At 70.3% G+C, this 25503-nt stretch carries 26 protein-coding genes; 24 read left to right on the top strand and 2 right to left on the bottom strand.

The genetic code is table 11. The annotated features are described in order from the left end of the window. Positions 1-52: 52 nt before the first annotated feature. The 15 genes from ACOACQ_RS17380 to ACOACQ_RS17310 all read left to right on the top strand — a co-directional run bounded on the left by ACOACQ_RS17380 (position 53) and on the right by ACOACQ_RS17310 (position 13910). Positions 53-1438 carry a replication-associated recombination protein A gene (locus ACOACQ_RS17380; RefSeq protein WP_420288895.1) on the top strand — a complete coding sequence of 462 codons (1386 nt, stop codon included), beginning with the start codon at positions 53-55 and terminating at the stop codon, positions 1436-1438. Between the two features lie 11 nt (positions 1439-1449). After that, positions 1450-2004, top strand: a complete 555-nt coding sequence (locus tag ACOACQ_RS17375) for a hypothetical protein (RefSeq protein WP_420288894.1) — start codon at positions 1450-1452, stop codon at positions 2002-2004. Beyond that, a complete protein-coding gene (locus ACOACQ_RS17370) occupies positions 2001-2306 on the top strand; it encodes a DUF6167 family protein (protein WP_420288893.1) in 306 nt (101 codons plus the stop codon). Before ACOACQ_RS17375 ends, ACOACQ_RS17370 begins: the two co-directional genes overlap by 4 nt. Further along, positions 2303-4996, top strand: coding sequence for an alanine--tRNA ligase (gene alaS, locus ACOACQ_RS17365; RefSeq protein ID WP_420288892.1), 2694 nt, complete (start codon positions 2303-2305; stop codon positions 4994-4996). The genes ACOACQ_RS17370 and alaS overlap by 4 nt, the downstream gene beginning before the upstream one ends. Then, the gene (gene ruvX, locus ACOACQ_RS17360) at positions 4993-5490 is read left to right on the top strand and encodes a Holliday junction resolvase RuvX (RefSeq protein WP_378597928.1); all 498 of its coding nucleotides are present in this window, start codon (positions 4993-4995) and stop codon (positions 5488-5490) included. Before alaS ends, ruvX begins: the two co-directional genes overlap by 4 nt. Continuing rightward, positions 5487-6656: an endolytic transglycosylase MltG gene (mltG, locus tag ACOACQ_RS17355; protein ID WP_420288891.1), complete on the top strand. Its 1170-nt coding sequence runs from the start codon at positions 5487-5489 to the stop codon at positions 6654-6656. Before ruvX ends, mltG begins: the two co-directional genes overlap by 4 nt. After that, positions 6643-7491 carry a shikimate dehydrogenase gene (locus tag ACOACQ_RS17350; RefSeq protein ID WP_420288890.1) on the top strand — a complete coding sequence of 283 codons (849 nt, stop codon included), beginning with the start codon at positions 6643-6645 and terminating at the stop codon, positions 7489-7491. Before mltG ends, ACOACQ_RS17350 begins: the two co-directional genes overlap by 14 nt. Positions 7492-7500: 9 nt before the next feature. Then, the gene (locus ACOACQ_RS17345) at positions 7501-8202 is read left to right on the top strand and encodes a prepilin peptidase (RefSeq protein WP_420288889.1); all 702 of its coding nucleotides are present in this window, start codon (positions 7501-7503) and stop codon (positions 8200-8202) included. A gap of 21 nt (positions 8203-8223) precedes the next feature. Next, entirely contained in the window at positions 8224-9402 is a 1179-nt protein-coding gene (aroC, locus tag ACOACQ_RS17340) for a chorismate synthase (protein WP_378597936.1), read from the top strand. Beyond that, the gene (locus ACOACQ_RS17335; RefSeq protein ID WP_378597938.1) at positions 9399-9911 is read left to right on the top strand and encodes a shikimate kinase; all 513 of its coding nucleotides are present in this window, start codon (positions 9399-9401) and stop codon (positions 9909-9911) included. The genes aroC and ACOACQ_RS17335 overlap by 4 nt, the downstream gene beginning before the upstream one ends. Further along, the gene (aroB, locus tag ACOACQ_RS17330) at positions 9908-11008 is read left to right on the top strand and encodes a 3-dehydroquinate synthase (RefSeq protein WP_420288888.1); all 1101 of its coding nucleotides are present in this window, start codon (positions 9908-9910) and stop codon (positions 11006-11008) included. Before ACOACQ_RS17335 ends, aroB begins: the two co-directional genes overlap by 4 nt. Beyond that, positions 11005-11451, top strand: coding sequence for a type II 3-dehydroquinate dehydratase (locus ACOACQ_RS17325; RefSeq protein ID WP_378597941.1), 447 nt, complete (start codon positions 11005-11007; stop codon positions 11449-11451). Before aroB ends, ACOACQ_RS17325 begins: the two co-directional genes overlap by 4 nt. A gap of 73 nt (positions 11452-11524) precedes the next feature. After that, positions 11525-12091, top strand: a complete 567-nt coding sequence (gene efp, locus ACOACQ_RS17320) for an elongation factor P (protein WP_420288887.1) — start codon at positions 11525-11527, stop codon at positions 12089-12091. 7 nt (positions 12092-12098) lie between these two features. Continuing rightward, positions 12099-12506, top strand: a complete 408-nt coding sequence (gene nusB, locus ACOACQ_RS17315; protein ID WP_378597945.1) for a transcription antitermination factor NusB — start codon at positions 12099-12101, stop codon at positions 12504-12506. A 27-nt stretch (positions 12507-12533) separates the two neighbouring features. Then, positions 12534-13910 carry a dihydrolipoyl dehydrogenase family protein gene (locus ACOACQ_RS17310; RefSeq protein ID WP_420288886.1) on the top strand — a complete coding sequence of 459 codons (1377 nt, stop codon included), beginning with the start codon at positions 12534-12536 and terminating at the stop codon, positions 13908-13910. Positions 13911-13976: 66 nt separating this feature from the next. Here the strand turns inward: ACOACQ_RS17310 and ACOACQ_RS17305 are convergent, their stop codons facing one another. Beyond that, complete coding sequence (locus ACOACQ_RS17305) at positions 13977-14138, bottom strand: hypothetical protein (protein ID WP_420288885.1); 162 nt, start codon at positions 14136-14138, stop codon at positions 13977-13979. Between ACOACQ_RS17305 and ACOACQ_RS17300 the strand changes: the two genes are divergently transcribed. Beyond that, on the top strand, positions 14137-15069 hold the full coding sequence (locus tag ACOACQ_RS17300; RefSeq protein ID WP_420288884.1) for a MinD/ParA family ATP-binding protein: 933 nt from the start codon (positions 14137-14139) through the stop codon (positions 15067-15069). The genes ACOACQ_RS17305 and ACOACQ_RS17300 overlap by 2 nt on opposite strands. A 53-nt stretch (positions 15070-15122) precedes the next feature. Here the strand turns inward: ACOACQ_RS17300 and ACOACQ_RS17295 are convergent, their stop codons facing one another. Further along, the gene (locus tag ACOACQ_RS17295) at positions 15123-15605 is read right to left on the bottom strand and encodes a nuclear transport factor 2 family protein (RefSeq protein ID WP_378597949.1); all 483 of its coding nucleotides are present in this window, start codon (positions 15603-15605) and stop codon (positions 15123-15125) included. A 142-nt stretch (positions 15606-15747) separates the two neighbouring features. Here ACOACQ_RS17295 and pyrR point away from each other — a divergent pair, with 142 nt between their 5' ends. Genes pyrR through ACOACQ_RS17255 form a run of 8 tightly spaced genes read left to right on the top strand, consistent with a single transcriptional unit; the run spans position 15748 to position 25408 of the window. Then, the gene (gene pyrR, locus ACOACQ_RS17290; RefSeq protein ID WP_378597951.1) at positions 15748-16335 is read left to right on the top strand and encodes a bifunctional pyr operon transcriptional regulator/uracil phosphoribosyltransferase PyrR; all 588 of its coding nucleotides are present in this window, start codon (positions 15748-15750) and stop codon (positions 16333-16335) included. Continuing rightward, positions 16332-17282 carry an aspartate carbamoyltransferase catalytic subunit gene (locus ACOACQ_RS17285; protein WP_378597953.1) on the top strand — a complete coding sequence of 317 codons (951 nt, stop codon included), beginning with the start codon at positions 16332-16334 and terminating at the stop codon, positions 17280-17282. Before pyrR ends, ACOACQ_RS17285 begins: the two co-directional genes overlap by 4 nt. After that, positions 17279-18583, top strand: coding sequence for a dihydroorotase (locus ACOACQ_RS17280; RefSeq protein ID WP_420288883.1), 1305 nt, complete (start codon positions 17279-17281; stop codon positions 18581-18583). The genes ACOACQ_RS17285 and ACOACQ_RS17280 overlap by 4 nt, the downstream gene beginning before the upstream one ends. After that, positions 18580-19713, top strand: a complete 1134-nt coding sequence (gene carA / locus ACOACQ_RS17275) for a glutamine-hydrolyzing carbamoyl-phosphate synthase small subunit (protein ID WP_378597958.1) — start codon at positions 18580-18582, stop codon at positions 19711-19713. The genes ACOACQ_RS17280 and carA overlap by 4 nt, the downstream gene beginning before the upstream one ends. After that, positions 19713-23033, top strand: coding sequence for a carbamoyl-phosphate synthase large subunit (gene carB, locus ACOACQ_RS17270; protein ID WP_420288882.1), 3321 nt, complete (start codon positions 19713-19715; stop codon positions 23031-23033). Before carA ends, carB begins: the two co-directional genes overlap by 1 nt. Beyond that, positions 23026-24111, top strand: coding sequence for a quinone-dependent dihydroorotate dehydrogenase (locus ACOACQ_RS17265; protein WP_420288881.1), 1086 nt, complete (start codon positions 23026-23028; stop codon positions 24109-24111). The genes carB and ACOACQ_RS17265 overlap by 8 nt, the downstream gene beginning before the upstream one ends. Next, complete coding sequence (gene pyrF, locus ACOACQ_RS17260) at positions 24108-24944, top strand: orotidine-5'-phosphate decarboxylase (protein ID WP_378597962.1); 837 nt, start codon at positions 24108-24110, stop codon at positions 24942-24944. Before ACOACQ_RS17265 ends, pyrF begins: the two co-directional genes overlap by 4 nt. Next, a complete protein-coding gene (locus ACOACQ_RS17255) occupies positions 24941-25408 on the top strand; it encodes a hypothetical protein (protein ID WP_420288880.1) in 468 nt (155 codons plus the stop codon). The genes pyrF and ACOACQ_RS17255 overlap by 4 nt, the downstream gene beginning before the upstream one ends. The last annotated feature ends 95 nt before the right edge of the window (positions 25409-25503 follow it).

The raw sequence follows: 25503 nt of genomic DNA, 5'->3' as shown, positions 1-25503 counted from the left end.
GCGTCGTGCAGGGGCGCGAGCCCCTGTCGGCGCGGCGCCGTAGGCTGCTCACGTGAGCGAGCCGGGTCTGTTCGAGGTGCCTGGCAGTCGTACGACGTCCGGCGGGTCGCTCTCGGACGCGGCCCATGCCGCGGCGCCGCTGGCGGTGCGGATGCGGCCCCGCGACCTGGACGAGCTGGTCGGGCAGGCGCACCTGCGCGCTCCCGGATCGCCGCTGCGCCAGCTCGTTGAGGGTGACCAGTCGCTGTCCCTGTTGTTGTGGGGACCACCGGGCACCGGCAAGACCACGATCGCTTCGATCATCAGCCAGCAGACGGGTCGTCGGTTCGTCGAGGTGTCGGCGGTGTCGGCCGGCGTCAAGGAAGTGCGCGAGGCGATCTCGGCTGCCCGGTCGAGCCTGGTGTCGACGGGCGAGGAGACGGTCCTCTTCGTCGACGAGGTGCACCGGTTCAGCAAGGCCCAGCAGGACGCCCTGCTGCCGGGTGTCGAGAACCGCTGGGTGACCCTGGTGGCGGCGACGACGGAGAATCCGTCGTTCAGCGTGATCTCGCCGCTGCTCTCGCGCAGCCTGCTGCTACGGCTCCAGCCCTTGACCGACGACGACATCATCACGGTGCTCGACTCCGCGGTGACGGACGAGCGTGGTCTCGGGGGCCGGTTCGTCCTCGACGACGACGCCCGCGCCCACATCGTCCGGCTGGCCGGCGGAGACGCGCGACGGTCGTTGACCTACCTGGAGGCTGCTGCGGGTGCCGCGGTCTCGAGGCTCGCCGGCGCTCGCACCTCGACCACCGGCGACATGATCACCATCGACCTGGCCACGGCCGAGACGGCCGCCGACCAGGCGGCCGTGCGCTACGACCGTGACGGCGACCAGCACTACGACGTGATCAGCGCGTTCATCAAGTCGATTCGCGGCTCGGACGCGGACGCGGCGCTGCACTACCTCGCCCGGATGATGGAGGCGGGCGAGGACCCGCGGTTCATCGCCCGGCGGCTGATCATCCTCGCTAGCGAGGACATCGGGCTCGCGGACCCGACGGCGTTGCCCACCGCGGTCGCCGCGGCGCAGGCGGTCCAGCTGATCGGGATGCCGGAGGCGCGGCTGAACCTCGCCCAGGCGGTCATCGCGCTCGCGGTCGCCCCGAAGTCGAATGCGGTGATCGTGGCGGTCGACGAGGCGATCAGCGACGTGCGGCGAGGCAGGATCGGCGCCGTACCGCCTCATCTTCGCGACGCCCACTACGCCGGGGCGGAGCGCCTGGGCCACGGGAAGGGCTACAAGTACAGCCACGACGCGCCGTTCGGGGTGGCCGAGCAGCAGTACGCCCCGGACGTGATCGGTGACGCGCGCTACTACCGCCCGACCGAGCTGGGAGCCGAGGCTGCCGTGAAACAACGGTGGGAGCGGGTCCGCCGGCTGATCCGCGGCAAGTAGGCTTGTCCGTCGTGACCAACGAGCTTGCCGTACCCGTCTGGCTGGCCGTGGCGACCCTTGTCGCCCTGGTGGCCCTTGCGTGGGTTGCCTGGAACCTGAACCAGTCGTTGCGCAGGGTGCGTGAAGAGACCGACGAAGTCCTGGCCTCGACCGCCCGTGATGCCGACGAGCTGCGCGTCCAGCTGGGCGACCTCGACGAGGCGCTCAAGCGGCAGGCCGCCCTGTCGGTCGCGTCGTCCAACCTGCCCGACCGGGTGCCGGTCGCGGTCGTCGACGACCGTGAGTACCTCATCACCGACCTGCACCGCAACCGCGGTCCGCAGGTGCCCGCCCGGATCGTGCCGGCACCGATGTTCGCCGACATCCTGCTGCGCGAGAGCGTCATCAAGACCGCCGCGCTGGCCTCCGGGCTGCGCCGGGCCCTGTCGCCCGAGGTCCGCAACCGGATCCGCTTCGAGATGAAGCGCGAGATCAAGCGCTCGCGCAAGGGCCGCAAGCTGATGCTCAAGGCCGCCCGTCGCGACTGGGAGACCCGTCAGCGCGCCGGCGTCGAAGGCCCTTCATGAGGAGCGGTCTCTGGTTCGCGGCCGGCGCCACCGCCGGTGTCTACGGCATGGTCAAGGTACGACGCCTCGCGGAGGCGCTGACGCCCGATGGCATGCGCGACCGGGTCAACGCGGCCTTCGTCGGCGCCCGCATCTTCCGCGACGAGGTCGTGCAGGGTCAGGTCGACGCTGAAACCCAATTGCGCGAGCACTTCCGTGCTGTGGAGGCTGGGCAGCGTCGGGCGCCCCAGACCCACGAACTACCGATCCGTTCCACCACGACGGCCGTGCCGGCCGCCCACACCCTGGAAGGCCCCTCATGACGGCGACACCGGACGGCTACCTGACCAGCGCCGAGATCCGCAACCGGTTCCTCGCCCACTTCGAGGGCCGGGGACACACCGTCGTACCGTCTGCCTCGCTGCTGCTGGACGACCCGAACCTGCTGTTCGTCAACGCCGGCATGGTGCCGTTCAAGCCGTACTTCCTCGGCCAGGAGACGCCGCCGTACGCGCGCGCGGCGAGCGTCCAGAAGTGCATCCGGACCCCCGACATCGAAGAGGTCGGCAAGACCACCCGCCACGGCACGTTCTTCGAGATGTGCGGCAACTTCAGCTTCGGTGACTACTTCAAGGAAGGCGCCATCGAGCTCGCCTGGGAGCTGGTCACCAGGTCCCAGGCCGACGGCGGCTTCGGGCTGGACGAGTCGCTGCTCTACCCGTCGGTGCTCGACGGTGACGACGAGGCGATCGGCCTGTGGAAGAAGATCACGGGCCTCTCGGACGACCGCATCGTCCGGCTGCCTCCCAAGGAGAACTACTGGTCCATGGGCATCCCCGGGCCCGGTGGACCGTGCTCGGAGATCCTGATCGACCGCGGTCCCGAGTTCGGTGCCGACCGCGACTGGGACGCCGGCGACCGCTACCTCGAGTTCTGGAACCTCGTGTTCATGCAGGACGAGCTGTCCGCGGTCCGCAGCAAGTCGGACTTCGACATCGCCGGCCAGCTGCCCAACAAGAACATCGACACCGGCATGGGCCTCGAGCGGGTCGCGTACCTGCTCCAGGGCAAGAGCAACATGTACGAGATCGACGTCGTCTTCCCGGTGATCGAGAAGACGATGGCGCTCACCGGCAAGACCTACGGTGCGGCGTACGACGACGACGTCCGCTTCCGCGTCGTGGCCGACCACATCCGCTCTTCCATGATGCTGATCAGCGACGGCGTCACGCCGGGCAACGAGGGGCGCGGCTACGTGCTGCGCCGCCTGCTGCGCCGCGCGGTCCGCAACGTCCGCCTGCTCGGCTACGAGGACCCGGCGCTGCCCGAGCTGTTCCCCGTGTCGCGCGACCGGATGGGGGAGAGCTACCCCGACCTGATCGCGGACTGGGGCCGGATCGCCCAGGTCGCGTTCGCCGAGGAGGAGGCGTTCCGCAAGACCCTCCAGGCGGGCACGCAGATCTTCGACCTCGCGGCCGGACAGGTGAAGGGCGCAGGCGCCACGACGATCCCGGGCGACAAGGCCTTCGCGCTGCACGACACCTACGGGTTCCCGATCGACCTCACCCTCGAGATGGCGTCCGAGGCCGGCCTGAGCGTCGATGAGGACGGGTTCCGCCAGCTGATGGCCGAGCAGCGCAACCGGGCCAAGGCGGACGCGCGGTCCAAGAAGGGCCAGCACGCCGACACCGGTGTCTACCGCGGCATCCTCGATGCCAACGGCCCCACCGAGTGGCTCGCCTACGAGACGCTCGAGACCGAGTCCCGTGCGCTCGCCGTCCTCAAGGAGGGCGCGGCGGTGAAGTCGCTCGTCGCGGGCGAGGTCGGTGAGGTCGTCCTCGACCGCACCCCCTTCTACGCGGAGTCCGGCGGCCAGGTGGCCGACGCCGGCGTCATCGAGTTCGATGGCGGCAAGCTCGAGGTGCTGGACGTGCAGCGGCCCGTACGAGGCCTCGTGGTGCACCAGGTGCGGGTCCTCGAGGGCGAGCTGCCCGCCGAGGCACGTCAGCTCCAGGCGAAGGTCGACCCCGACTGGCGGACCGGCGCGCGCCAGGCGCACTCCGGCACCCACGTCGTCCACGCAGCGCTGCGCGAGGTGCTCGGTCCCACGGCCTTGCAGTCCGGTTCCTACAACCGCCCGGGCTACCTCCGCCTCGACTTCGGCTGGCTGAGCGCCCTGTCGCCCGACCAGGTGCAGCAGATCGAGCTCGTCTCCAACAACGCCCTGCGGGCAGACCTGCCCGTCGGCTGGGAGTACATGACCCTCAGCGAGGCGCGCGACTGGGGAGCGCTCGCGCTCTTCGGCGAGACCTACAACAACGAGAAGGTCCGCGTCGTCGAGATCGGCGGCCCGTGGTCGCGCGAGCTCTGCGGTGGCACCCACGTCGACCACTCCAGCCAGATCGGCACCATCGTCGTGACCGGTGAGGCCAGCGTCGGTTCCGGCAACCGCCGGATCGAGGCCTTCACCGGTGTCGAGGGCTTCTCGTACCTGGCGCGCGAGCGCGACGTGGTCAGCCAGCTCTCCACCCTGCTCAAGATCCAGCCCGACGACATCGTCGGCCGGGTCGGTGACCTCCTCGAACGCCTCAAGCAGTCCGAGAAGGAGATCGAGAAGGCCCGGCTCGCCCAGCTGCTGTCGGGCGGCGCCGCGCTGGCCGACGGTGCGGCGGACGTCAACGGCGTCCGACTGGTCGTGCAGCGGCTCGACGGTGCCACCGGTGGCGACGTCCGCACGCTCGCCACCGACGTCCGGGCCCGGCTCTCGGGCGACACCCCGGCGGTCGTCGTACTCATCGGCGCAGCGGACGGCAAGGCCGCCATCGTGGCCGCGCTCAACGACGCTGCGCAGGCGCGCGGCCTCGCCGCCGGCGAACTGGTGCGGGCAGCCGCGCCGCTCCTCGGTGGCAAGGGTGGCGGCAAGGCCGACATGGCCCAGGGCGGTGGCACCGACGTGTCCCGGATCGACGAGGCGCTGGCGGCCGTGACCGCCACGGTGGCGCAAGCACCGTGAGGCGCGGGGTCCGCCTCGGCATCGATCCGGGGGATGCACGGATCGGAGTCGCGCGCAGCGACCCGTGGGGAGTCCTGGCGACCCCCGTCGAGACCGTGCGTCGCGGCAAGGGCGACCTGCGCCGGATCCATCAGATCCTCGCCGAGGAGGAAGCCGTCGAAGTGATCGTCGGGCTGCCGCGATCGCTGAGCGGATCCGAAGGGCCGGCGGCGGTGAAGGCGCGCGAGTTCGCGGTGCGACTGTCCCGTCGGATCGCTCCGGTGCCGGTGCGGCTGGTCGACGAGCGCCTCACGACTGTGACGGCGACGGCTATGCTGCGCGACCAGCGCAAGGGAGCGAAACAACGCGCCGTGATCGACCAGGTCGCGGCCGTCGTGATCCTGCAGCAAGCGCTGGAGGTCGAACGCACCACGGGACTGCCTCCAGGCGAGGTCGTGGACCACGAGGCCACCACGATTGTCGCGGAGGACACCGCAGGACAAGGAGACGCATGAGCCAGTCGGATCTGCCGGAAGTGGGCCTCGAGACCGTTGCGCCCACGCAGCACGCAGCGCACCCGGCGCACGACCCGGGTCGCCGTCGCGCTGAGCGCAAGCGCCGCTCCGGCTCCGGCTGCCTTCCGATCCTGCTCGTGATGGTCCTGTTCTGTGCCGTCATCGCGTGGTTCGCGCGCGGTGCCATTGGTGACGTGAAGGACATGTTCGCCGGCCCCGAGGACTACCCGGGCCCGGGCACGGGCGAGGTCGAGGTCGTCATCGACCCCGGCCAGAGCATCCGGTCGATGGGCAACGAGCTCAAGGAGCTCGACGTGGTCGCGTCCTCGGACGCGTTCGTCGATGCCGCGTCGGCCAACAACGACGCGCAGAAGATCCAGGCTGCGACGTACGTCATGAAGCTCAAGATGAAGGCGGCCGACGCCGTCGCGTTCCTCGCCAACCCGGCCAACGCGGGATCCGGCAACACCGTGACGGTCCCCGAGGGGGCCCGGGTCGGACAGGTCGTCGAGACGATCGTCAAGAAGACCGACTTCACCGAGAAGCAGCTCACCGCACTCCTCGACAAGCCGGGCAAGATCGGGCTGCCGGCCGAGGCGGGCGGGAACCCCGAGGGCTACCTCTTCCCCGCGACCTACGAGATCACCGAGACGACCACCGCCCAGAGCCTGCTCAGCGAGATGGTCGCCCAGACCGAGGCGGCCGAGAAGGACCTCCAGATCGCGGCCGGGGCCGAGCGCTTGGGCCTGACTGCCCACGAGATCATCACGGTCGCGAGCATCCTGGAGTACGAAGCCAACCGCGGACCGGACTATCCGAAGGTCGCCCGCGTCATCTACAACCGGCTCGACGACGGCATGGCGCTGCAGCTGGACTCGACCGTCTCCTACGCCAGCAAGCGCAAGGGCGACGTCTGGACGACGGCCGACGAGCGCGACAGCGAGTCGCTCTACAACACCTACAAGCACACCGGCCTGCCGCCGGGCCCGATCGGATCGCCGGGCAAGGAGACCATCGAGGCCGCGCTCAATCCGGCGGACGGCAACTGGCTCTACTTCGTCCCGGACTTCGAGAAGGGCACGACGCTCTTCACGGACGACTACGACGAGCACCTCCGCAACGCCGAGAAGGCCAAGGAGTACTGCCGCACCCATGACGAGTGCTGATCGGGTGGGCGCTGATCGGGCCGGCGCGGGGTTGCGGTGCGCTGTCCTGGGAGACCCCATTGCGCACTCGCTGTCCCCGGTCCTGCACCGGGCGGGGTACGACGCCCTGGGGCTCGGGTTCGGCTACGACGCCGTGCAGGTGCCCGCTGGCGGGCTCGCGGGCTTCGTCGCCTCGCTCGGCGACGAGTGGCGGGGACTCTCGGTCACCGCTCCGCTCAAGCGGGAGGCCCTGGACTTCGCGACGGTCGTGAGCGACCGGGCGATGCTGGCCGGCGGTGCCAACACGCTGGTCCGGACCGACAACGGGTGGTCGGCGGACAACACCGACCTGCCGGGTGCGGTCGCCGCCATCCGGGAGCGGTACGACGGCCCCGTGGCCTCGGCGACGATCCTCGGTGCCGGAGCCACGGCTGCCTCGGTCGGGCTCGCGCTGGCCGAGCTCGGCGCCCACACGATCCGCCTGCTGGCCCGTGACCCGTCCCGGGCGCGGGAGACCGCCGCGGCGCTGACGCGGCACCCGGGCCTCGAGGTCGACGTGGTGGCGCTCGACGGCGCAGCCATGGTGGGGGAGGTCGTCGTCTCGACCGTCCCCGCCGCCGCGCAGACCGATCAGCTCCTGGCGGCGGCGTCCCAGGCTGCCGTTGTCTTCGAGGTCGTGTACGACCCATGGCCCACTCCGCTGGCGGCCGCGGCGATGGAGCGGGGCCAGGCGCTGGTCTCCGGCCTGGACCTGCTCGTGCACCAGGCCGTGCTCCAGTTCGCGATGTTCACTGGTCACAACGGACCACTCGACGCGATGCGCTCGGCCGGTCTGCGCGCGCTCGCCGACCGATAGGTTCCGCACATGGAACTGCTCCCGGCCCTCGTGGGGGCGCTCGCCGGCCTGCTCGGCGGACTCGTCGTCCCGCGCCTGATCGCGTTGTGCCCGGAGCCCGAGCACAACCCGGCGGAGAACCCCGAGGAGTTCCCTGACCACGTCCGCTTCACGGACCTCGCGGCGCGACCGGGGCTCATGCTCCGCACCGCCGCGGCCGGCGCCGTCGTCGGTGGCATCCTCGGCGCGTCGATCGGTTGGGGCTGGTCGCTGCCGTGGCTGCTGTACCTGGTGCCGATCTGCGTCGCGCTGTCCGTCATCGACTACGTCACCTGGTACCTCCCGAACCGCCTGATCCTGCCGTCGTACGGCGTCGTGGTGGCGCTCGAGGTGGTCGCCGCGATCGCGCTCGAGGAACCCGCGGTGCTGGTGCTGGCGGCCATCGGTGCCGCGCTGCTCGGCCTCTACTACGGGCTGATCTGGTTCATCAGCCCCCGCATGATGGCGTTCGGTGACGTCCGGCTCGGCGTCCTGCTCGGCCTCGCGCTGGGTCCGCTGGGCCTGGCGACGGTCGTCGTGTCCATCGCCACCGCGGCTGTCCTGGCTGTGATCGCCCTCGTGCCGCTGAGTCGCGGCGGCAACATGATCAAGCGCAAGGTGCCCTACGGGCCGTTCCTCGCAGCCGGGGCGCTGGTCGCGGTCGTCGTGGGACGGGTCCTCGCCGGCGCCTGACCCCGTGGGAGACTGGTGCTCATGTTGCGCTGGCTGACCGCAGGGGAGTCCCACGGCCCCTCACTGGTGGCGATCCTCGAGGGCCTGCCGGCCCACGTCGAGGTGACCACCGACGACATTTCCGATGCTCTCGCCCGTCGACGCCTGGGCTACGGCCGCGGCGCGCGGATGAAGTTCGAGGCCGACGAGGTCACCATCACCGGTGGCATCCGGCACGGACGTTCGCAGGGCGGTCCGGTGGCGATCCAGGTCGGGAACACGGAGTGGCCCAAGTGGGAGACCGTGATGGCGGCCGACCCGGTCGACGCCGACGTCCTCGACGCCCAGGCCCGCAACGCCCCGCTGACCCGTCCGCGGCCCGGGCACGCCGACCTCGCCGGCATGCAGAAGTACGACTTCGACGACGCCCGGCCGATCCTCGAGCGTGCCTCGGCCCGTGAGACCGCCGCCCGGGTGGCCCTCGGTCGCGTGGCCAGCAACTTCATCGAGCAGGCCACCGGCGCCCGGATCGTCAGCCACGTGCTGGAGATCGGCGGGGTCCGCACGCCCTCGCGTGAGGTCCCGGCTCCGGACGACGTCGCTCGTCTCGACGAGGACCCCGTGCGCTGCCTGGACCCCGACGGCTCCAAGCTGATGGTCGAACGGATCGACCAGGCCCACAAGGACGGCGACACCCTGGGTGGCGTCGTCGAGGTGGTCGTGCACGGTCTCCCGCCGGGACTCGGCTCGCACGTCCACTGGGACCGGCGCCTCGACTCCCGCCTGGCCGGCGCGCTCATGGGCATCCAGGCGATCAAGGGCGTGGAGGTCGGCGACGGCTTCGAGCTCGCTGCCACGCCCGGCTCGCTCGCCCACGACGAGATCGTGTCGACCGACGAGGGACTGCGCCGGGTCTCCGGACGATCCGGCGGCACCGAGGGCGGCATGTCCACCGGTGAGATCCTGCGCGTTCGCGCGGCGATGAAGCCGATCGCGACCGTTCCGCGGGCGCTGCGGACCGTCGACCTGGCCACGGGCGAAGAGGCCGTCGCCCACCACCAGCGCTCCGACGTCTGCGCCGTTCCGGCAGCGGGCATCGTTGCCGAGGCCATGGTGGCGCTCGTCGTCGCCGACGCGATCCTCGAGAAGTTCGGCGGAGACGCGGTGAGCGAGACCCGCCGTAACGTCCAGACCTACCTCGATTCGCTGAGGTTCAAGTGACTCCTCGGGCCGTCCTGATCGGCACCATGGGTGCCGGCAAGACGACCGTCGGCGAGCTGGTGGCCGCCGAGCTGGGCGTCGCCTTCGCCGACAGCGACCACCTCGTCGAGGACCGGGTCGGCAAGTCCGTCCAGGACATCTTCGTCGACGAGGGTGAAGCCGCCTTCCGTGCCGAGGAACGCGCAGCGGTCGCCTGGGCGCTGGAGAACCACGACGGCGTGCTGTCGCTCGGCGGTGGCGCGGTGCTCGACCCGGCGACCCAGGCCTTGCTCGCCGCCCACCAGGTGGTGTTCCTGCGCGTCGGCCTGGCCGATGCGGTGAAGCGGGTCGGCCTCGGCGTCGGCCGGCCGCTGCTGCTCGGCAACGTCCGGTCACGGATCAAGCAGCTGCTCGACGAGCGCACGCCGGTCTACCAGGGCCTCGCCCGGATCACCGTCGACACCGACGACCGCGCCCCTGCCGAGGTCGCCGCCGAGATCGTGGCGGCCATCAACGGGGGAGCGTCGTGAGCGCCCCCACCGTCATCCGCGTGGCCACCGCGTCGCCGTACGACGTCGTGGTCGGCCACGGGGTCCTCGACCGCCTGCGCGGGCTGCTGCCCGCGGGTGTCCAGCGCGTCGCGATCGTGTGCCCCGAGTCGCTCGAGGACATGCTGGTCCCGTTCGAGGACCTGCTCGAGGGCCTCGATGTCGTGGTGCTGCAGGTGCCCGACGGCGAGGAAGCCAAGAACTGGGAGGTCGCCGCCGCGTGCTGGGAGGCGCTCGGTGAGGACGGCTTCACCCGTTCCGACGCCGTCGTCACCCTCGGCGGCGGTGCGACCACCGACCTGGGTGGCTTCGTCGCCGCGACCTGGCTGCGCGGCGTTGCTGTCGTGCACGTCCCGACGACGCTGCTCGCCATGGTCGACGCCGCCGTGGGTGGCAAGACCGGCATCAACAGCCCGGCCGGCAAGAACCTGATCGGCTCGTTCCACGAACCCGCCGGCGTGCTCTGCGACCTCGCGCTGCTCGAGACCCTGCCGCGCGAGGAACTGGTCGCCGGCCTCGGCGAGGTCATCAAGTGCGGCTTCATCGCCGACCCGCGGATCCTCGAGCTGGTCGAGCAGACCGAGCCGTCGGCGCTGACCGCTGACTCACCCGTCCTGCGCGAGCTGGTCGAGCGGTCGATCGCGGTGAAGGCCGACGTCGTCGCCGGAGACCTCAAGGAGACCGGGGGAGTCGCCGGCCACCCGGGACGCGAGGCGCTCAACTACGGCCACACGCTCGCCCACGCGATCGAGAAGGCCACCGACTACTCCATCCGCCACGGCGAGGCCGTTGCGATCGGCTGCGTCTTCGTCGCCGAGCTGGCGGCGCGCGAGGGTGGCCTGCCCGCTGGTCTCGTCGAACGGCATCGTTCCGCGTTCGGCCGTGTCGGCCTGCCGACCACCTGGGACGGAGCCGACTTCGAGACGCTGCTCGCGACCATGCGGGTGGACAAGAAGTCCCGCGGCAACCAGCTCCGCTTCGTCGTACTCGACGACGTGGCGAAGCCGGTCGTGCTGGCCGGACCGTCCGAGGAGAACCTGCGGGCGGCCTACGACGCCGTCTCGGGCGGTGCGGCATGAGTGACCGGCAGGTGCTCGTCCTGAACGGCCCGAACATCGGTCGGCTCGGCCGTCGGCAGCCCGAGATCTACGGCGCCACCACCCATGACGAACTCGCCGACCTCTGTGTGGAGTGGGGCTCTGCTCTCGGCCTCCGGGTCCTGGTCATGCAGACCAATCACGAAGGCAAGCTGCTCGACTGGCTCAATGACGCCGCAGACAACAAGACTCCTGTGGTGCTCAACGCCGGCGCCTGGACGCACTACTCCTACGCCCTCTTCGATGCCTGTGCCCAGCTGGAGGCGCCACTCGTCGAGGTCCACATCAGCGCCCCGTCGCAGCGTGCTGAGGAGTTCCGACACACCTCTGTGGTGTCCCCCCATGCCGCGAAGGTGATCGAGGGCCAGGGCATCGACGGCTACCGCCAGGCGCTCGAATTCATCGCTGACCCGTCGGCACACTAGACTTCACTGCCGGTCCCGAGCACCCCGGGGACCACTCGAACCGCTTGACATCTGCATCGGAGAATACGCGCGCATGGCATCGACGAATGACCTCAAGAACGGCATGGTTCTCAACATCGACGGCCAGCTCTGGGCCGTGGTGGAGTTCCAGCACGTGAAGCCCGGCAAGGGCCCGGCGTTCGTCCGTACCAAGCTCAAGAACGTCGAGTCGGGCAAGAACGTCGACCGCACCTTCAACGCCGGCACCAAGGTCGAGACCGCCACGGTCGACCGCCGCACGATGCAGTACCTCTACAACGACGGCGTCAGCTACGTCTTCATGGACACCGGCACGTTCGAGCAGACCGAGGTCGCCCCCGAGATCGTCGGCGACGCCTCGGGCTTCATGCTCGAGAACCAGGAGGCGATCGTCGCCACCAACGAAGGCCGGGTGCTCTTCATCGAGCTGCCCGCCTCCGTCGAGCTCGTCGTCAGCTACACCGAGCCCGGCGTCGTCGGTGACTCCGCGACCGGTCGCACCAAGCCGGCCACGCTGGAGACCGGCGCCGAGATCCAGGTGCCGCTGTTCATCGAGCAGGGCGAGAAGATCAAGGTGGACACCCGCGAGGGTGGCTCGTACCTCTCCCGCGTGAAGGGCTGACCAGCAGGTGGGAGCCCGGACCAAGGCGCGCAAGCGAGCACTCGACGTCCTCTACGCCGCGGACATGCGGGGCGAGTCGGGACTCGAGGCGCTCGAGCGCGTCACGGCCGACGGCGAACAGCTGACCAACCCGTACACCGCCGTGCTGGTGCGCGCGGTGTCCGAGCACCAGGCGCGGATCGACGAGATCCTCGTCCAGTTCTCCACCGACTGGAGCCTGTCGCGGATGCCCGCCGTGGACCGCAACGTCCTGCGGATCGGCGTCTGGGAACTGCTCTGGGCCGATGACGTGCCGGACACGGTTGCCGTGACCGAGGCGATGACCCTGGTGCGCGAGCTCTCGACCGATGAGTCGCCGTCGTTCGTCAACGGCGTCCTCGGCGCGATCCAGCGGTCCAAGGCGACGCTGGTCTGAATTTCCCCGGCGTGCCAGTGTGTGGGCATGCCGGAATCAACTGAGGTCGACGTCGTCGTCATCGGACTCGGACCGGGCGGCGAGCACGTCGCCGCCTCCCTGGCCAAGGCCGGACTCTCCGTGGTCGGGGTCGACCGCCGCCTGGTGGGCGGTGAATGTCCCTACTACGGCTGCGTGCCGTCGAAGATGATGATCCGCGCGGCCGACGCACTGCAGGAAGCCCGGCGGGTCTCCTCGCTGGGTGGGTCGGCCGAGGTCACCCCCGACTGGACGCCCGTTGCGGACCGGATCCGCGACGAGGCGACCGACGACTGGGACGACATCGTCGCGGTCGAGCGCCTGGAGCGGGCGGGCGCGGAGTTCGTGCGCGGGACCGGCCGGCTCGCCGGACCGGGGCGCGTCCAGGTCGAGACCGCGGACGGCGTGCGGGACTTCGTCGTACGACGGGGCGTGGTGCTGAACACCGGCACCGAGCCGGCCGTCCCCCCGATCGACGGGCTGGCCGCGACGCCGTACTGGACCAACCGTGACGTGGTGCAGGTGCGCGACCTGCCCGCGAGTCTCGTCGTGATCGGCGGGGGAGCGATCGGTTGCGAGCTGGCCCAGGCCTTCGCGCGCTTCGGAGTCGACGTCACGGTGGTCGAGGGGGCCGAGCGGATCCTGGGACCGGAGGAGCCGGAGGCGAGTGCCGTGGTCGCCGAGGCCCTCGAGGCCGAGGGGATCGGCGTGCGGGCCGGCGTCGGGGTCACGGGCGTCGCCCACGACGGATCGGCGTTCACGGTCGGCCTGGCCGATGGCACCTCGATCGGCGCCGAGGCGCTGCTGGTGGCTGCCGGCCGGCGCAACAACCTCGGCGACATCGGACTCGACACCGTCGGGCTCGACCCCTCGGCGCGGGTCCTGGACACGGATGAGCGGGCGCGCGTCACCGACGGGGTCTGGGCGATCGGCGACATCACTGGCAAGGGCGCCTTCACGCACATGTCGATGTACCAGGCGAACGTCGTCATCCGGGACCTGACCGGTGAGGACGGCCCGTGGGCGGACTACCGCGCCGTCGCCCGTGCCACCTTCACCGACCCCGAGGTCGGGTCGGTCGGGATGACCGAGCAGCAGGCCCGTGACGCCGGACTGAACGTCGGTGTCGGGCTGGCGAAGCTGCCCGACTCGAGCCGGGGCTGGTTGCACAAGGTCGGCAACCACGGCCTGATCAAGGTCGTCGCCGATCTCGACCGGGGCGTGCTCGTCGGTGCCACGGCGGTGGGTCCGTCCGGCGGGGAGATCATCGGGATGCTCGTCACCGCCGTCCACGCGGAGGTGCCGTTGGCCACCCTGAAGGGGATGCACTTCGCGTACCCGACGTTCCACAGGGCGATTGAAATTGCGCTCGGCGATCTGGGGTGAGGACTTCGGGGTAGGTTGGCCTCGCCTTTAGGCCACCTGACTGCCTATCTCGGAGGTTCTCGTGAGTCAGCCCTTGACCGACCCGTTGTCCGACCCGATCTCCGCACACACAGCGGTTCGACCGACGGCACCGCCGCCGTTGAGCCCGCCGCCGTCGAGCCCGCCGCCGTCGAGCCCGCCACCGTCGGCGAGTCCACCGTCGGTGCCGCCGGATCCTCGTCGGTTCATGACGGCCACGGACTTCCTGGACCGCCGCGACAGCGAGAAGAAGCTCGGCCCGGCGACCTGGGGCTGGCGCGGGCGTGTACGGCGCTGGAGCGGTGGGCTGGTCAAGCCGGCGATGGGTGCCCGGGAGCAGGCCTTCGAGGCCGACCGCGCCCAGATCCAGAAGGACTTCGACGGCCCGCGGACGATCGCGTTCGTGAATCCCAAGGGTGGCGCGGCGAAGACCACCGGTGTCCTGGCCGCGGGCCACACCTTCGGCACCGTGCGCGGCGGGGGAGTCATCGCGTGGGACAACAACGAGACGCGCGGAACCCTCGGCATCCGTGGTGCGCGCAGCACCCACCGCAACACCACGCGGGAGCTGCTCGAGGACCTCGGCCGGTTCAAGGACGTCTACCAGTCGCGGATCGGCGACCTCGGCGCCTTCGTCCGTTCCCAGGGCGACGCCCACTTCGACGTCCTCGCCTCCGACGAACGTCCCGACGTCACCGGCGTGATCCACGCGAAGGACTTCGGTGAGGTCCACTCGCTGCTCGAGCGCTTCTACCGGATCATCCTGGTCGACACGGGCAACAACCTCCGGGCCGAGAACTGGCTCGCCGCGGCCGAGAAGGCCGACCTCCTCGTCGTCACCAGCACCATCCGCGAGGACACCGGCTACAGCGGCCTGTGGATGCTCGACGCCCTGCAGGACGCGGGCTACGAGAACCTCAAGTACAAGACGATCACCGTGCTCTCCGACCCCAGCCCGAAGGTCGACGAGGCCTTGGCCCGCGACCTCGTGGCCGTGTACGAGCAGCGCACCCGCGGCGTCTATCGGGTGCCGTACGACCCGGCACTCGTCTCCGGGTCGGTCGTCCCGTACGACCAGCTCTCCGAGGACACGAAGCGTTCCTGGCTGCGGGCGTGCGCGGGGATGGCCGCAGCCCTCTGAGGGAAGGAACCACCGGGCGAGGTTGATTGATATCAATCAACCTCGGCCAGGGGTCAGTGCTGGAGCGACGGGTCCCAGCGGTTGGCGATCAGCTTGAAGCTCGGGGTGTCGTCGAGCGAGGTCATGGCCTCGTAGATCCGCTCGTACCGGGTCGAGGCGATCCGCCAGGCGCCGTCGGCGTCCTTGCGATAGGTGTCGACGTAGTAGCCGGCGCCGCGGATCTGCACCTTGAAGTCCGGGACGATGACGGTGTCCTCGAAGGCCCACGACCCCGTCGCAGTGTCGCCGTCGACGTCGATCTCGGGGTGGTTGGCGATGTGGACCGTGACGACACCGGGGCCGAGGTTCTCCGTCATGAAGGCCACGACGCCGGCGCGGTTGTCGTAGTGCAGCGGCTCGCCCATCGCCTGGGTGCCGTACTGCGCGACGACGTCCTCCGCGAGGCAGTCGGCGAACTGGTCCCACAACTTCAGGTCGAGGGTGCGGAAGTAGCGGTGCTTGAGGCGCTTGATCTCCTCGACGGCGGCAAGGTCCATGTCGACCACCCTAGAACGTGTTCTAGTTCCTGTCGACGGGGTGTCCCGGTTCGGCGGGCGGAGTCGTCGGCGGTAAGGTGGCACCCGATCGACATCCTTTAACGAGCCGTCCTGTGAGGCGGAGAAGGAAGGTCAGCCAACCTTGCCTGCGCACCCCAGTTCCACGCCGCATGACGGCACCGCTGGACGCGTCGTCCTCGACGCCGGCGACATCAACCGGGCAGTGACCCGCATTTCCCACGAGATCCTCGAGCGCAACAAGGGCGCCGAGGATCTCCTGCTTCTCGGCCTCCAGACCCGCGGGGTCCCGCTGGCGGAGCGCATCGCCGCGAGCATCGCCAAGGTCGAGGGTACGACGGTCGCGACCGGGTCCCTCGACGTCACGATGTACCGCGACGACCTGCGCAACCACCCCACGCGAGTGGCCAGCCGCACCCAGGTGCCTGCCGGCGGCATCGACGGCAAGACCGTGGTGCTGGTCGACGACGTGCTCTACAGCGGGCGCACCATCCGCGCCGCGCTCGATGCCCTGTCCGACCTCGGCCGGCCGGCCGTCGTACGTCTGGCGGTGCTGGTGGACCGCGGGCACCGAGAGCTCCCGATCCGTGCCGACCACGTCGGCAAGAACCTTCCCACCGCGCGCAGCGAACGGGTCAGCCTGCGCCTGGTGGAGACCGACGGTGAGGACGAGGTCCGCATCGTCGACGCCCCCAATGGAGGTGAGGCATGACCCGCCACCTGCTCAGCATCGATGACCTCGAAGTCGGTGACATCGAGGACATCTTCACGACGGCTGCCGAGATGCACGACGTGCAGAAGCGCTCAGTCAAGAAGCTGCCCGCCCTGCGCGGCCGCACCGTCATCAACCTGTTCTTCGAGGACTCCACCCGGACGCGCTCGAGCTTCGAGATCGCTGGGAAGTGGCTCTCCGCCGACGTCATCAACCTGTCCGCCAAGGGCAGCAGCGCCAGCAAGGGTGAGTCGCTGCGCGACACCGTGCTGACGGTGACCGCCATGGGCATTGACGGACTGGTCGTCCGCCACGGCGCCAGTGGCGCGGCCGAGCAGATCAGCCGCTGGGTCGACGTCCCCGTCATCAACGCCGGCGACGGCACCCACGAGCACCCCACGCAGGCGCTGCTCGACGGCTACACGCTGACCCGCCGCCTCGGCACCCTCGAGGGCAAGCACGTCGCGATCGTCGGCGACCTGACCCACAGCCGGGTGTTCCGCAGCAACGTGAAGAGCCTGATCAAGCTGGGTGCCACGGTCACCGTCGTCGCGCCGCCGACCCTGATGCCGGCCGGTGTCGCCGACTGGTCGAAGGAAGCGGGGTTCGCGACGTCGTACGACCTCGACCCGGTCCTGCCCGAGGCCGACGCCGTGATGATGCTGCGCGTCCAGCGCGAGCGGATGAGCGGCGGGTTCTTCCCCACGGCCCGTGAGTACACGGTCGGCTACGGCCTGACCCGCGACCGGCTCTCCCTGCTCAAGCCCGGCACGCCGATCCTGCACCCGGGCCCGATGAACCGCGGACTGGAGATCTCCGCCGACGCGGCCGACGCGATCGACTCGGCCGTGCTCGACCAGGTCTCCGCGGGCGTCGCCGTCCGCATGTCCGTGCTCTACCACCTGCTGACTGGGGAACCCCAGGGCAACGAAGGAGTGGGCGAATGAGCTCGATCCTGATCAAGGGCGCTGCCCTTCCCGACGGTACGACGACCGATGTCCTCGTCGCGGACGGCGTGATCCGGGAGCTCGGGGTCTCGACAGGCTCGACCAACCTGGCTGGCGCATCGACGAAGGTGATCGACGCCGCCGGCCTGGTCCTGCTGCCCGGCTTCGTTGACCTGCACACGCACCTGCGCGAGCCCGGCCGTGAGGACGCCGAGACGGTCCTGACCGGCTCGCGCGCCGCCGCTGTCGGTGGCTTCACCGCGGTGCTCGCGATGGCCAACACCAACCCGGTCACCGACACCGCCGAGGCCGCGGAGCGGGTGTTCGACCTCGGCCGGACCGCCGGCCTGGTCGACGTCCAGCCGGTCGGCGCCGTCACCAAGTCGCTCGGTGGCGAAGAGCTCGCCGAGCTCGGCCTGATGGCGCGCTCGCGGGCGAAGGTCCGGGTGTTCTCCGACGACGGCAAGTGCGTCGCCGACCCGCGGGTCATGCGCCGCGCGCTGGAGTACGTCAAGGCGTTCGGTGGCGTGATCAGCCAGCACAGCCAGGACCCGTCGCTCGCCGGTGCCACCGCCTGCTGCCACGAGGGCGAGCTCTCCGGTCGCCTCGGCCTTCCCGGCTGGCCCGGCGTCGCCGAGGAGATCATCATCGCCCGCGACGTGATGCTGGCTCGCCACACCGGCAGCCGGGTGCACGTCGCGCACGTGTCGACCGCCGGCAGCGTCGAGGTGATCCGCTGGGCCAAGGCGCAGGGGATCGACGTCACCGCCGAGGTGACTCCGCACCACCTGCTGCTGACCACCGACCTGCTCGGCACCTACGACCCGACGTTCAAGGTCAACCCGCCGCTGCGCCCCAACGAGGACGTCGAGGCGCTCCGCGCCGCGCTCGCCGACGGCACGATCGACGCCGTCGCCACCGATCACGCCCCGCACGCCCGGCACGACAAGGAGCACGCGTTCGTCGACGCGGCCTTCGGCATGCTCGGCCTGGAGACCGCCCTGTCGGTCGTCAGCACGGTGATGGTCGAGGGCGGCCTGCTCGACTGGGCCGGCGTCGCCCGCGTGATGAGCACCAACCCCGCACGGATCGCCGGACTGGACGGCCACGGCCGGCCGATCGCCGTCGGTGAACCCGCCAACCTGACCCTGGTCGACCCGGCAGCGCAGGTCGTCGTCGACCGCGACGCCAGCGTCTCGCTGAGCCGCAACAACCCCTGGCACGACCGCAAGCTGACCGGGCGGGTGATTGCCACGCTGCTGCGCGGCACCCCGACGGTTCTGGAAGGAGCACTCCTGTGACCACTCCCGCCCTGCTCGTCCTCGAGGACGGCCGCACCTTCCATGGGGAGGCGTACGGCGCCGAGGGCGAGACCTTCGGCGAAGCCGTCTTCAACACCGGCATGACCGGATACCAGGAGACCCTCACCGACCCGTCGTACCACCGCCAGGTCGTGGTGATGACGGCCCCGCACATCGGCAACACCGGCATGAACGACGAGGACCCGGAGTCGAAGCGGATCTGGGTCGCGGGGTACGTCGTCCGCGATCCTGCCCGCCTGCCCAGCAACTTCCGGTCGCAGCGCTCGCTGGACGACGACCTGCGCTCGCAGGGCGTCGTCGGGATCTCGGGGGTCGACACCCGGGCGCTGACCCGTCACCTGCGTGAGCGGGGCGCTATGCGCGTCGGCATCTCCACCGTCGAGACCGACCCGGCCGCGCTGCTGGAGAAGGTCAAGAGCTCCGCCGCGATGAGCGGGGCGAACCTCTCCGAGGCCGTCTCCACCGGCGAGGCCTATGTGGTCCCTGCCGTGCCGGGTGAGTACGGCGAGAAGCGGTTCACCGTCGCCGCGCTCGACCTCGGCATCAAGGACATGACTCCCCAGCGGATGAGCGAGCGCGGCATCGAGGTGCACGTCCTGCCTGCGACGTCCACGCTCGACGACGTCCTCGCGGTGAACCCCGACGGGCTCTTCTACTCCAACGGCCCGGGTGACCCGGCCGCCACGACCGGTCAGGTCGAGCTGCTCAAGGAGGCGCTGGGTCGCGACCTGCCGTACTTCGGGATCTGCTTCGGCAACCAGCTCTTCGGTCGCGCGCTCGGCTTCGACACCTACAAGCTGAAGTACGGCCACCGCGGCATCAACCAGCCGGTGATGGACCTGACCACCCGCAAGGTGGAGGTCACCGCGCACAACCACGGCTTCGCGGTCGACGCTCCGCGCGACACCGCCACGGAGACGCCGTACGGCAGCGCCACGGTGAGCCACGTCTGCCTCAACGACGACGTCGTCGAGGGGCTCGAGCTGCGCACCGCGGAGGGCAAGCTCAAGGCGTTCTCCGTCCAGTACCACCCCGAGGCCGCCGCCGGTCCGCACGACGCGGCGTACCTCTTCGACCGATTCGTACAGCTGCTGGAGGGCAACGCCTGATGCCGAAGCGTGAAGACATCAAGTCCGTCCTGGTGATCGGGTCCGGTCCGATCGTCATCGGCCAGGCCTGCGAGTTCGACTACTCCGGCACCCAGGCCTGCCGGGTGCTCAAGGAGGAGGGCCTGCGGGTCGTCCTCGTGAACTCCAACCCGGCCACGATCATGACCGACCCCGAGTTCGCCGACGCGACGTACGTCGAGCCGCTCACGGCCGAGTTCGTCGAGAAGGTCATCGCGCGGGAGGCCGACCGCGGCTTCCCGATCGACGCCGTGCTGCCGACGCTCGGCGGCCAGACCGCGCTCAACGTCGCGATCGCGCTGCACGAGAACGGCGTGCTCGAGAAGTACGGCGTCGAGATGATCGGCGCCAGCTTCGAGGCCATCCACCGCGGCGAGAACCGCGAGCTGTTCAACGCGATCGTCGACAAGGTCGGCGGCGAGACGGCCCGCAGCTACGTCTGCCACACGATGACCGAGGTCGAGGCCGCCACCGTCGAGCTGGGCTACCCCGTCGTCGTACGCCCGTCCTTCACCATGGGTGGACTCGGCTCCGGCATTGCGTACGACGCCACCGACCTGGCCCGGATCGCCGGTGCCGGCCTGTCCGCCAGCCCCACCACCGAGGTGTTGATCGAGGAATCGATCATCGGCTGGAAGGAGTACGAGCTGGAGGTGATGCGCGACAAGGCCGACAACGTCGTGATCATCTGCTCCATCGAGAACTTCGACCCGATGGGCGTGCACACCGGTGACTCGATCACTGTCGCTCCCGCAATGACCCTGACCGACCGCGAGTACCAGCACCTGCGCGACCTGGCGATCGGCATCATCCGCGAGGTGGGCGTCGACACCGGCGGCTGCAACATCCAGTACGCCGTCAACCCGGCCGATGGGCGCGTCATCGTCATCGAGATGAACCCCCGTGTGTCCCGCTCGAGTGCGCTGGCGTCGAAGGCCACGGGCTTCCCGATCGCCAAGATCGCCGCCAAGGTCGCCGTCGGCTACACGCTCGACGAGATCCCGAACGACATCACCAAGGAGACCCCGGCCTCCTTCGAGCCCTCGCTCGACTACGTCGTCGTCAAGGTGCCGCGGTTCGCGTTCGAGAAGTTCCCGACCGCCGACACCACGCTGACCACCCACATGAAGTCCGTGGGTGAGGCGATGTCGATCGGCCGCAACTTCACCGAGGCGTTCAACAAGGCGCTCCGGTCGCTCGAGGACAAGAAGGCGCCGTTCGACTGGGCGTCCCCGCTCGGCGACAAGGCCGAGCTGCTCGAGGCGATCAAGGTGCCCCACGACGGCCGCGTGCAGAAGCTGATGCAGGCGATCCGCGCCGGGGCCACCCAGGCCGAGGTCCACGACGCCACGAAGATCGACCCCTGGTTCGTCGACCAGATGTTCCTGATCGACGAGGTCGCCCAGCAGGTCGCCGCCACCGACGTGCTCGACGCCAGCGCCCTCCGGGTCGCCAAGCGGCACGGCTTCTCGGACGCCCAGATCGCGGGCATCCGCGGCCTCAAGGAGTCCGAGGTCCGGATCGCGCGGCAGACCCTCGGTGTCCGACCGGTCTACAAGACCGTCGACACCTGCGCCGCCGAGTTCGCCGCGGCCACGCCGTACTACTACTCGTCCTACGACGAGGAGACCGAGGTCCAGCCGCGGGCCGAGGGCAAGCAGGCCGTGATCATCCTCGGCTCCGGCCCGAACCGGATCGGCCAGGGCATCGAGTTCGACTACTCGTGCGTGCACGCCTCCCTCGCGCTCAGCGAGGCTGGCTACGAGACGATCATGGTCAACTGCAACCCCGAGACGGTCTCGACCGACTACGACACCTCCGACCGGCTCTACTTCGAGCCGCTGACCCTGGAGGACGTGCTCGAGATCTACGAGGCCGAGAAGGCTGCCGGCCCGATCGCCGGCGTCATCGCGACCCTCGGCGGCCAGACGCCGCTCGGGCTCGCGCAGGGCCTGCAGGACGCGGGTGTCCCGATCGTGGGCACCAGCCCCGAGGCGATCGACCTCGCCGAGGAGCGCGGCGCGTTCGGCCGGGTCCTCGCCGAGGCCGGCCTCGTCGCCCCGAAGCACGGCACCGCGGTCTCCTTCGAGGACGCGCAGGCGATCGCCCACACCATCGGGTACCCGGTGCTGGTGCGGCCGTCGTACGTCCTCGGCGGACGCGGCATGCAGATCGTCTACAGCGACGCGGCCCTCAAGGCCTACATCGAGGCCGCGACCGAGATCAGCCCCGACCGGCCCGTGCTGGTCGACCGGTTCATCGACGACGCCGTCGAGATCGACGTCGATGCCCTGTACGACGGCACGGAGCTGTTCCTCGGCGGCGTGATGGAGCACATCGAGGAGGCCGGCATCCACTCCGGTGACTCGTCGTGCGCCTTGCCGCCGATCACCCTCGGCGCCGCCGAGATCACCCGGATCCGCGAGGCGACCGAGGGGATCGCGCGCGGAGTGGGGGTGCAGGGCCTGATCAACATCCAGTTCGCGCTGGGCTCGGACGTCCTCTACGTCCTGGAGGCCAACCCCCGCGCCTCGCGCACGGTGCCGTTCGTCTCCAAGGCCACCGGCACGCAGCTGGCGAAGGCCGCGGCCCGGTTGATGCTGGGTGAGTCGATCGCCGAGCTGCGCGCTGCCGGTGTCCTGCCCGCCGAGGGTGACGGCGGCACGCTGCCGGCCGACTCGCCGATCGCGGTCAAGGAAGCGGTGCTGCCGTTCAACCGGTTCCGCACCAAGGAGGGCAACTTCGTCGACACGGTGCTCGGCCCGGAGATGAAGTCGACGGGCGAGGTCATGGGCTTCGACGCCGACTTCGGGACGGCATTCAGCAAGTCGCAGGCCGCGGCCTACGGCTCGCTGCCGACCTCGGGCAAGGTCTTCATCTCGATCGCCAACCGCGACAAGCGGACGATGATCTTCCCGGCCCGCGTGCTGGTCGACTACGGCTTCGAGATCCTCGCTACGCAGGGCACCGCCGAGGTGCTGCGCCGCAACGGCATCCAGGCCACGATCGTGCGCAAGCACTTCGAGGGCGTGGGGCCCGCGGGGGAGAAGACGACCGTCCAGATGATCCTCGACGGAGAGATCGACCTGATCGTCAACACTCCGCACGGTGCCACCGGCGGCGGCGACTCGCGCGTCGACGGCTACGAGATCCGGTCCGCCGCCGTGCTGACCGGCACGCCCTGCATCACCACGGTGCAGGGACTCGCGGCCGCCGTACAAGGCATCGCAGCGATCCGCTCCGGCACGGTCGGCGTGCGTTCCCTGCAGGAGTGGAACGCCGCGTCGAAGACCGGTGCCTGAGGTGCGGGTCTATGACCGGGTCTTCGAGAAGTGCCTCGTCAAGATGGACGCCGAGAAGGCGCACCACCTGACCTTCGACGCACTCAAGGCCGGGGGAGTCGTCCTGGGTCGCGCGCCGATCCCGGGCCAGTCCCCGGTCGAGGCGATGGGCCTGACCTTCCCCAACCGCCTCGGCATGGCCGCGGGCTTCGACAAGACCGGTGAGGTCTTCGACGAGCTGGCCGCGTTCGGCTTCGGCCACGTCGAGATCGGCACGATCACCGCGATCGCCCAGCCGGGCAACCCGCAGCCGCGGTTGTTCCGGCTGCCGGAGGACCGCGCGATCGTCAACCGGATGGGCTTCAACAACGACGGTGCCGGGACTGTCGCGGCCCGGCTCGCCAAGCGTGGCCTGGGCAAGCCCGGCCATCGCCGTACCAAGCGGGGGCTGGTCCTCGGCGTCAACATCGGCAAGTCGAAGGTCGTCCCCGACGACGACCAGGCTGCGGTCGAGGCGGACTACGAGACGTCGACCCGCCTGCTGTCGCCGTACGCCGACTACCTCGTCGTGAACGTCAGCTCACCGAACACGCCCGGCCTGCGGAACCTGCAGGCGGTCGAGAAGCTCGCGCCCCTGCTCGCCCACGTGCGCCGTACGGCGGACGAGGCGACCGACGCCGTCAGCCGCGACCGGGTGCCGCTGCTCGTGAAGATCGCCCCTGACCTGTCCGACGAGGACGTGCTCGCCGTCGCGGACATGGCGCTGGACCTCGGCCTGTCGGGCATCATCGCGACCAACACCACCATCACCCGCGACGGCCTTGCCACGCCGACGGAGGTCGTCGAGGCCGCCGGCGCCGGCGGACTCTCCGGCGCCCCGCTGCGCGAGCGCTCGACCGAGGTCGTGCGCCTGCTGCGCGGCCGCGTCGGCCCCGACCTCACGCTCATCGGTGTCGGCGGGATCAGCACGCCCGACGACGCCCGCGAGCGGATCGCCGCCGGTGCCGACCTGGTCCAGGTCTACAGCGGCCTCGTCTACGGTGGCCCGATGTGGCCACGCCGGATCCTGAAGGGCCTCAACGAGAAGGGAACGCGATGACTGCCTTCGGCGCTCGCCTGTCCGCCGCGATCGCAGAACGCGGCCAGTTCTGCGTCGGCATCGACCCGCACAGCGCGCTGCTGCACGACTGGGGCTACGACGACGACCTCTCCGGGCTCGAGCGGTTCGCGCTCGGCGCGGTGGAGGCCGTGGCGCCGTACTGCAGTGTGGTGAAGCCGCAGTCGGCGTTCTACGAGCGGTTCGGCAGCAAGGGCGTCGCCGTCCTCGAGCGCGTCATCGCCGAGTCCCGTGCCGCCGGTGCGCTGGTCCTGCTCGACGTCAAGCGGGGGGACATCGGCTCGACGTCCCAGGCGTACGCCGATGCGTACCTCGACCCTGCCTCCCCGCTGGCGAGCGACGCGATCACGATCAGCCCCTACCTCGGGTTCGGCTCCCTGCTTCCCTTCGTCGACACCGCGCGCCGCTTCGACGCCGGCCTGTTCGTGCTCGCGGCCACCTCCAACAAGGAGGGTCCCGAGGTCCAGGAAGCCGTGACGAGCGAGGAGTTCGGCGGCCGCACGGTCGCCGCGGCGATGCTCGACCACCTGCGTGAGCTGAACGCCGGCGCCTCCCCGCTCGGTTCCTTCGGCGCCGTTGTCGGCGCCACGATCGACGGCTCGGGCCTCGACTTCGCGCTCAACGGCCCGATCCTCGCTCCCGGGTACGGCGAGCAGGGCGGCACCACCGCCGACATCCTGCGGATCTTCGGGGCGAGCGCCTCCCACGTGCTGGCGTCGTCCTCCCGAGGCGTCCTGCGCCTCGGCCCGGACCCGATCGCCCTGCGCGACGCCGTCCACCGCGGCAACGACGAGTTGCGGGGCCTGCTCGGGTGAGCCTGCGACGTCTCGTGGCGCTCGTGGTCGTCGTGGCGCTGGCGGTGGGTGCCGGCGCCTGGCTGCTGCGGTCCACGGACGACGACGACCCGTTCACGACGTACTGTGCCGAGGTCGAGGAGCGGCGCGGTGAGCTCGGGGCGGCGCTGGCGGCGGGGGAGCGGCTCGGGCTGATCCGCGCGCTGCCGACGTTCGAGCTGCTGGCCGAGAAGGCACCGGAGGATCTTCGCGACGAGTGGCGGATCGTGATCGACCGCGTCACCGAGGTCCGCGACGCCTTCGCGGACGCCGACGTGGATCCCGCGACCTACGACCCCGAGAAGCCGCCGAAGGACCTGCCGAAGGCCGACGTCGACGCGATCCAGGCAGCTGCGGTCCGACTCGGTGCGCGGGAGACGAAGCTGGCGCTCGCCGGCGTCAGCCAGCAGGCGCGTGATGTCTGCAAGACCCCGTTGAGCCTGTAGGAACGCCCACGACGGCGCCGCATTGCCCCGGCCGAACGTGAATGGCTAGATTGACCGCGGCGGCCCCATCCGCCCGAAGACCGCCCTGTTGCAGA

Origin of the sequence: Nocardioides sp. CPCC 206347, from assembly GCF_048654605.1 — a bacterium.
Lineage (GTDB): Bacteria > Actinomycetota > Actinomycetes > Propionibacteriales > Nocardioidaceae > Nocardioides.
The sequence above is the reverse complement of the archived record's forward strand: the minus strand, read 5'-3'. Positions and strand labels throughout refer to the sequence as shown.

What these genes read in the sequence shown, in the direction of transcription:
- ACOACQ_RS17370 (WP_420288893.1), top strand. Translation starts at nt 2,001, where the DNA reads ATGAGGAGCGGTCTCTGGTTCGCGGCCGGCGCCACCGCCGGTGTCTAC.
- carB (WP_420288882.1), top strand. Translation starts at nt 19,713, where the DNA reads ATGCCGAAGCGTGAAGACATCAAGTCCGTCCTGGTGATCGGGTCCGGT.
- ACOACQ_RS17345 (WP_420288889.1), top strand. Translation starts at nt 7,501, where the DNA reads ATGGAACTGCTCCCGGCCCTCGTGGGGGCGCTCGCCGGCCTGCTCGGC.
- ACOACQ_RS17285 (WP_378597953.1), top strand. Translation starts at nt 16,332, where the DNA reads ATGACCCGCCACCTGCTCAGCATCGATGACCTCGAAGTCGGTGACATC.
- efp (WP_420288887.1), top strand. Translation starts at nt 11,525, where the DNA reads ATGGCATCGACGAATGACCTCAAGAACGGCATGGTTCTCAACATCGAC.
- ACOACQ_RS17295 (WP_378597949.1), bottom strand. Translation starts at nt 15,605, where the DNA reads ATGGACCTTGCCGCCGTCGAGGAGATCAAGCGCCTCAAGCACCGCTAC.
- mltG (WP_420288891.1), top strand. Translation starts at nt 5,487, where the DNA reads ATGAGCCAGTCGGATCTGCCGGAAGTGGGCCTCGAGACCGTTGCGCCC.
- ACOACQ_RS17350 (WP_420288890.1), top strand. Translation starts at nt 6,643, where the DNA reads ATGACGAGTGCTGATCGGGTGGGCGCTGATCGGGCCGGCGCGGGGTTG.
- ACOACQ_RS17310 (WP_420288886.1), top strand. Translation starts at nt 12,534, where the DNA reads ATGCCGGAATCAACTGAGGTCGACGTCGTCGTCATCGGACTCGGACCG.
- ACOACQ_RS17325 (WP_378597941.1), top strand. Translation starts at nt 11,005, where the DNA reads ATGAGTGACCGGCAGGTGCTCGTCCTGAACGGCCCGAACATCGGTCGG.
- alaS (WP_420288892.1), top strand. Translation starts at nt 2,303, where the DNA reads ATGACGGCGACACCGGACGGCTACCTGACCAGCGCCGAGATCCGCAAC.
- ACOACQ_RS17300 (WP_420288884.1), top strand. Translation starts at nt 14,137, where the DNA reads ATGACGGCCACGGACTTCCTGGACCGCCGCGACAGCGAGAAGAAGCTC.
- ACOACQ_RS17305 (WP_420288885.1), bottom strand. Translation starts at nt 14,138, where the DNA reads ATGAACCGACGAGGATCCGGCGGCACCGACGGTGGACTCGCCGACGGT.
- aroC (WP_378597936.1), top strand. Translation starts at nt 8,224, where the DNA reads ATGTTGCGCTGGCTGACCGCAGGGGAGTCCCACGGCCCCTCACTGGTG.
- ACOACQ_RS17280 (WP_420288883.1), top strand. Translation starts at nt 17,279, where the DNA reads ATGAGCTCGATCCTGATCAAGGGCGCTGCCCTTCCCGACGGTACGACG.
- pyrF (WP_378597962.1), top strand. Translation starts at nt 24,108, where the DNA reads ATGACTGCCTTCGGCGCTCGCCTGTCCGCCGCGATCGCAGAACGCGGC.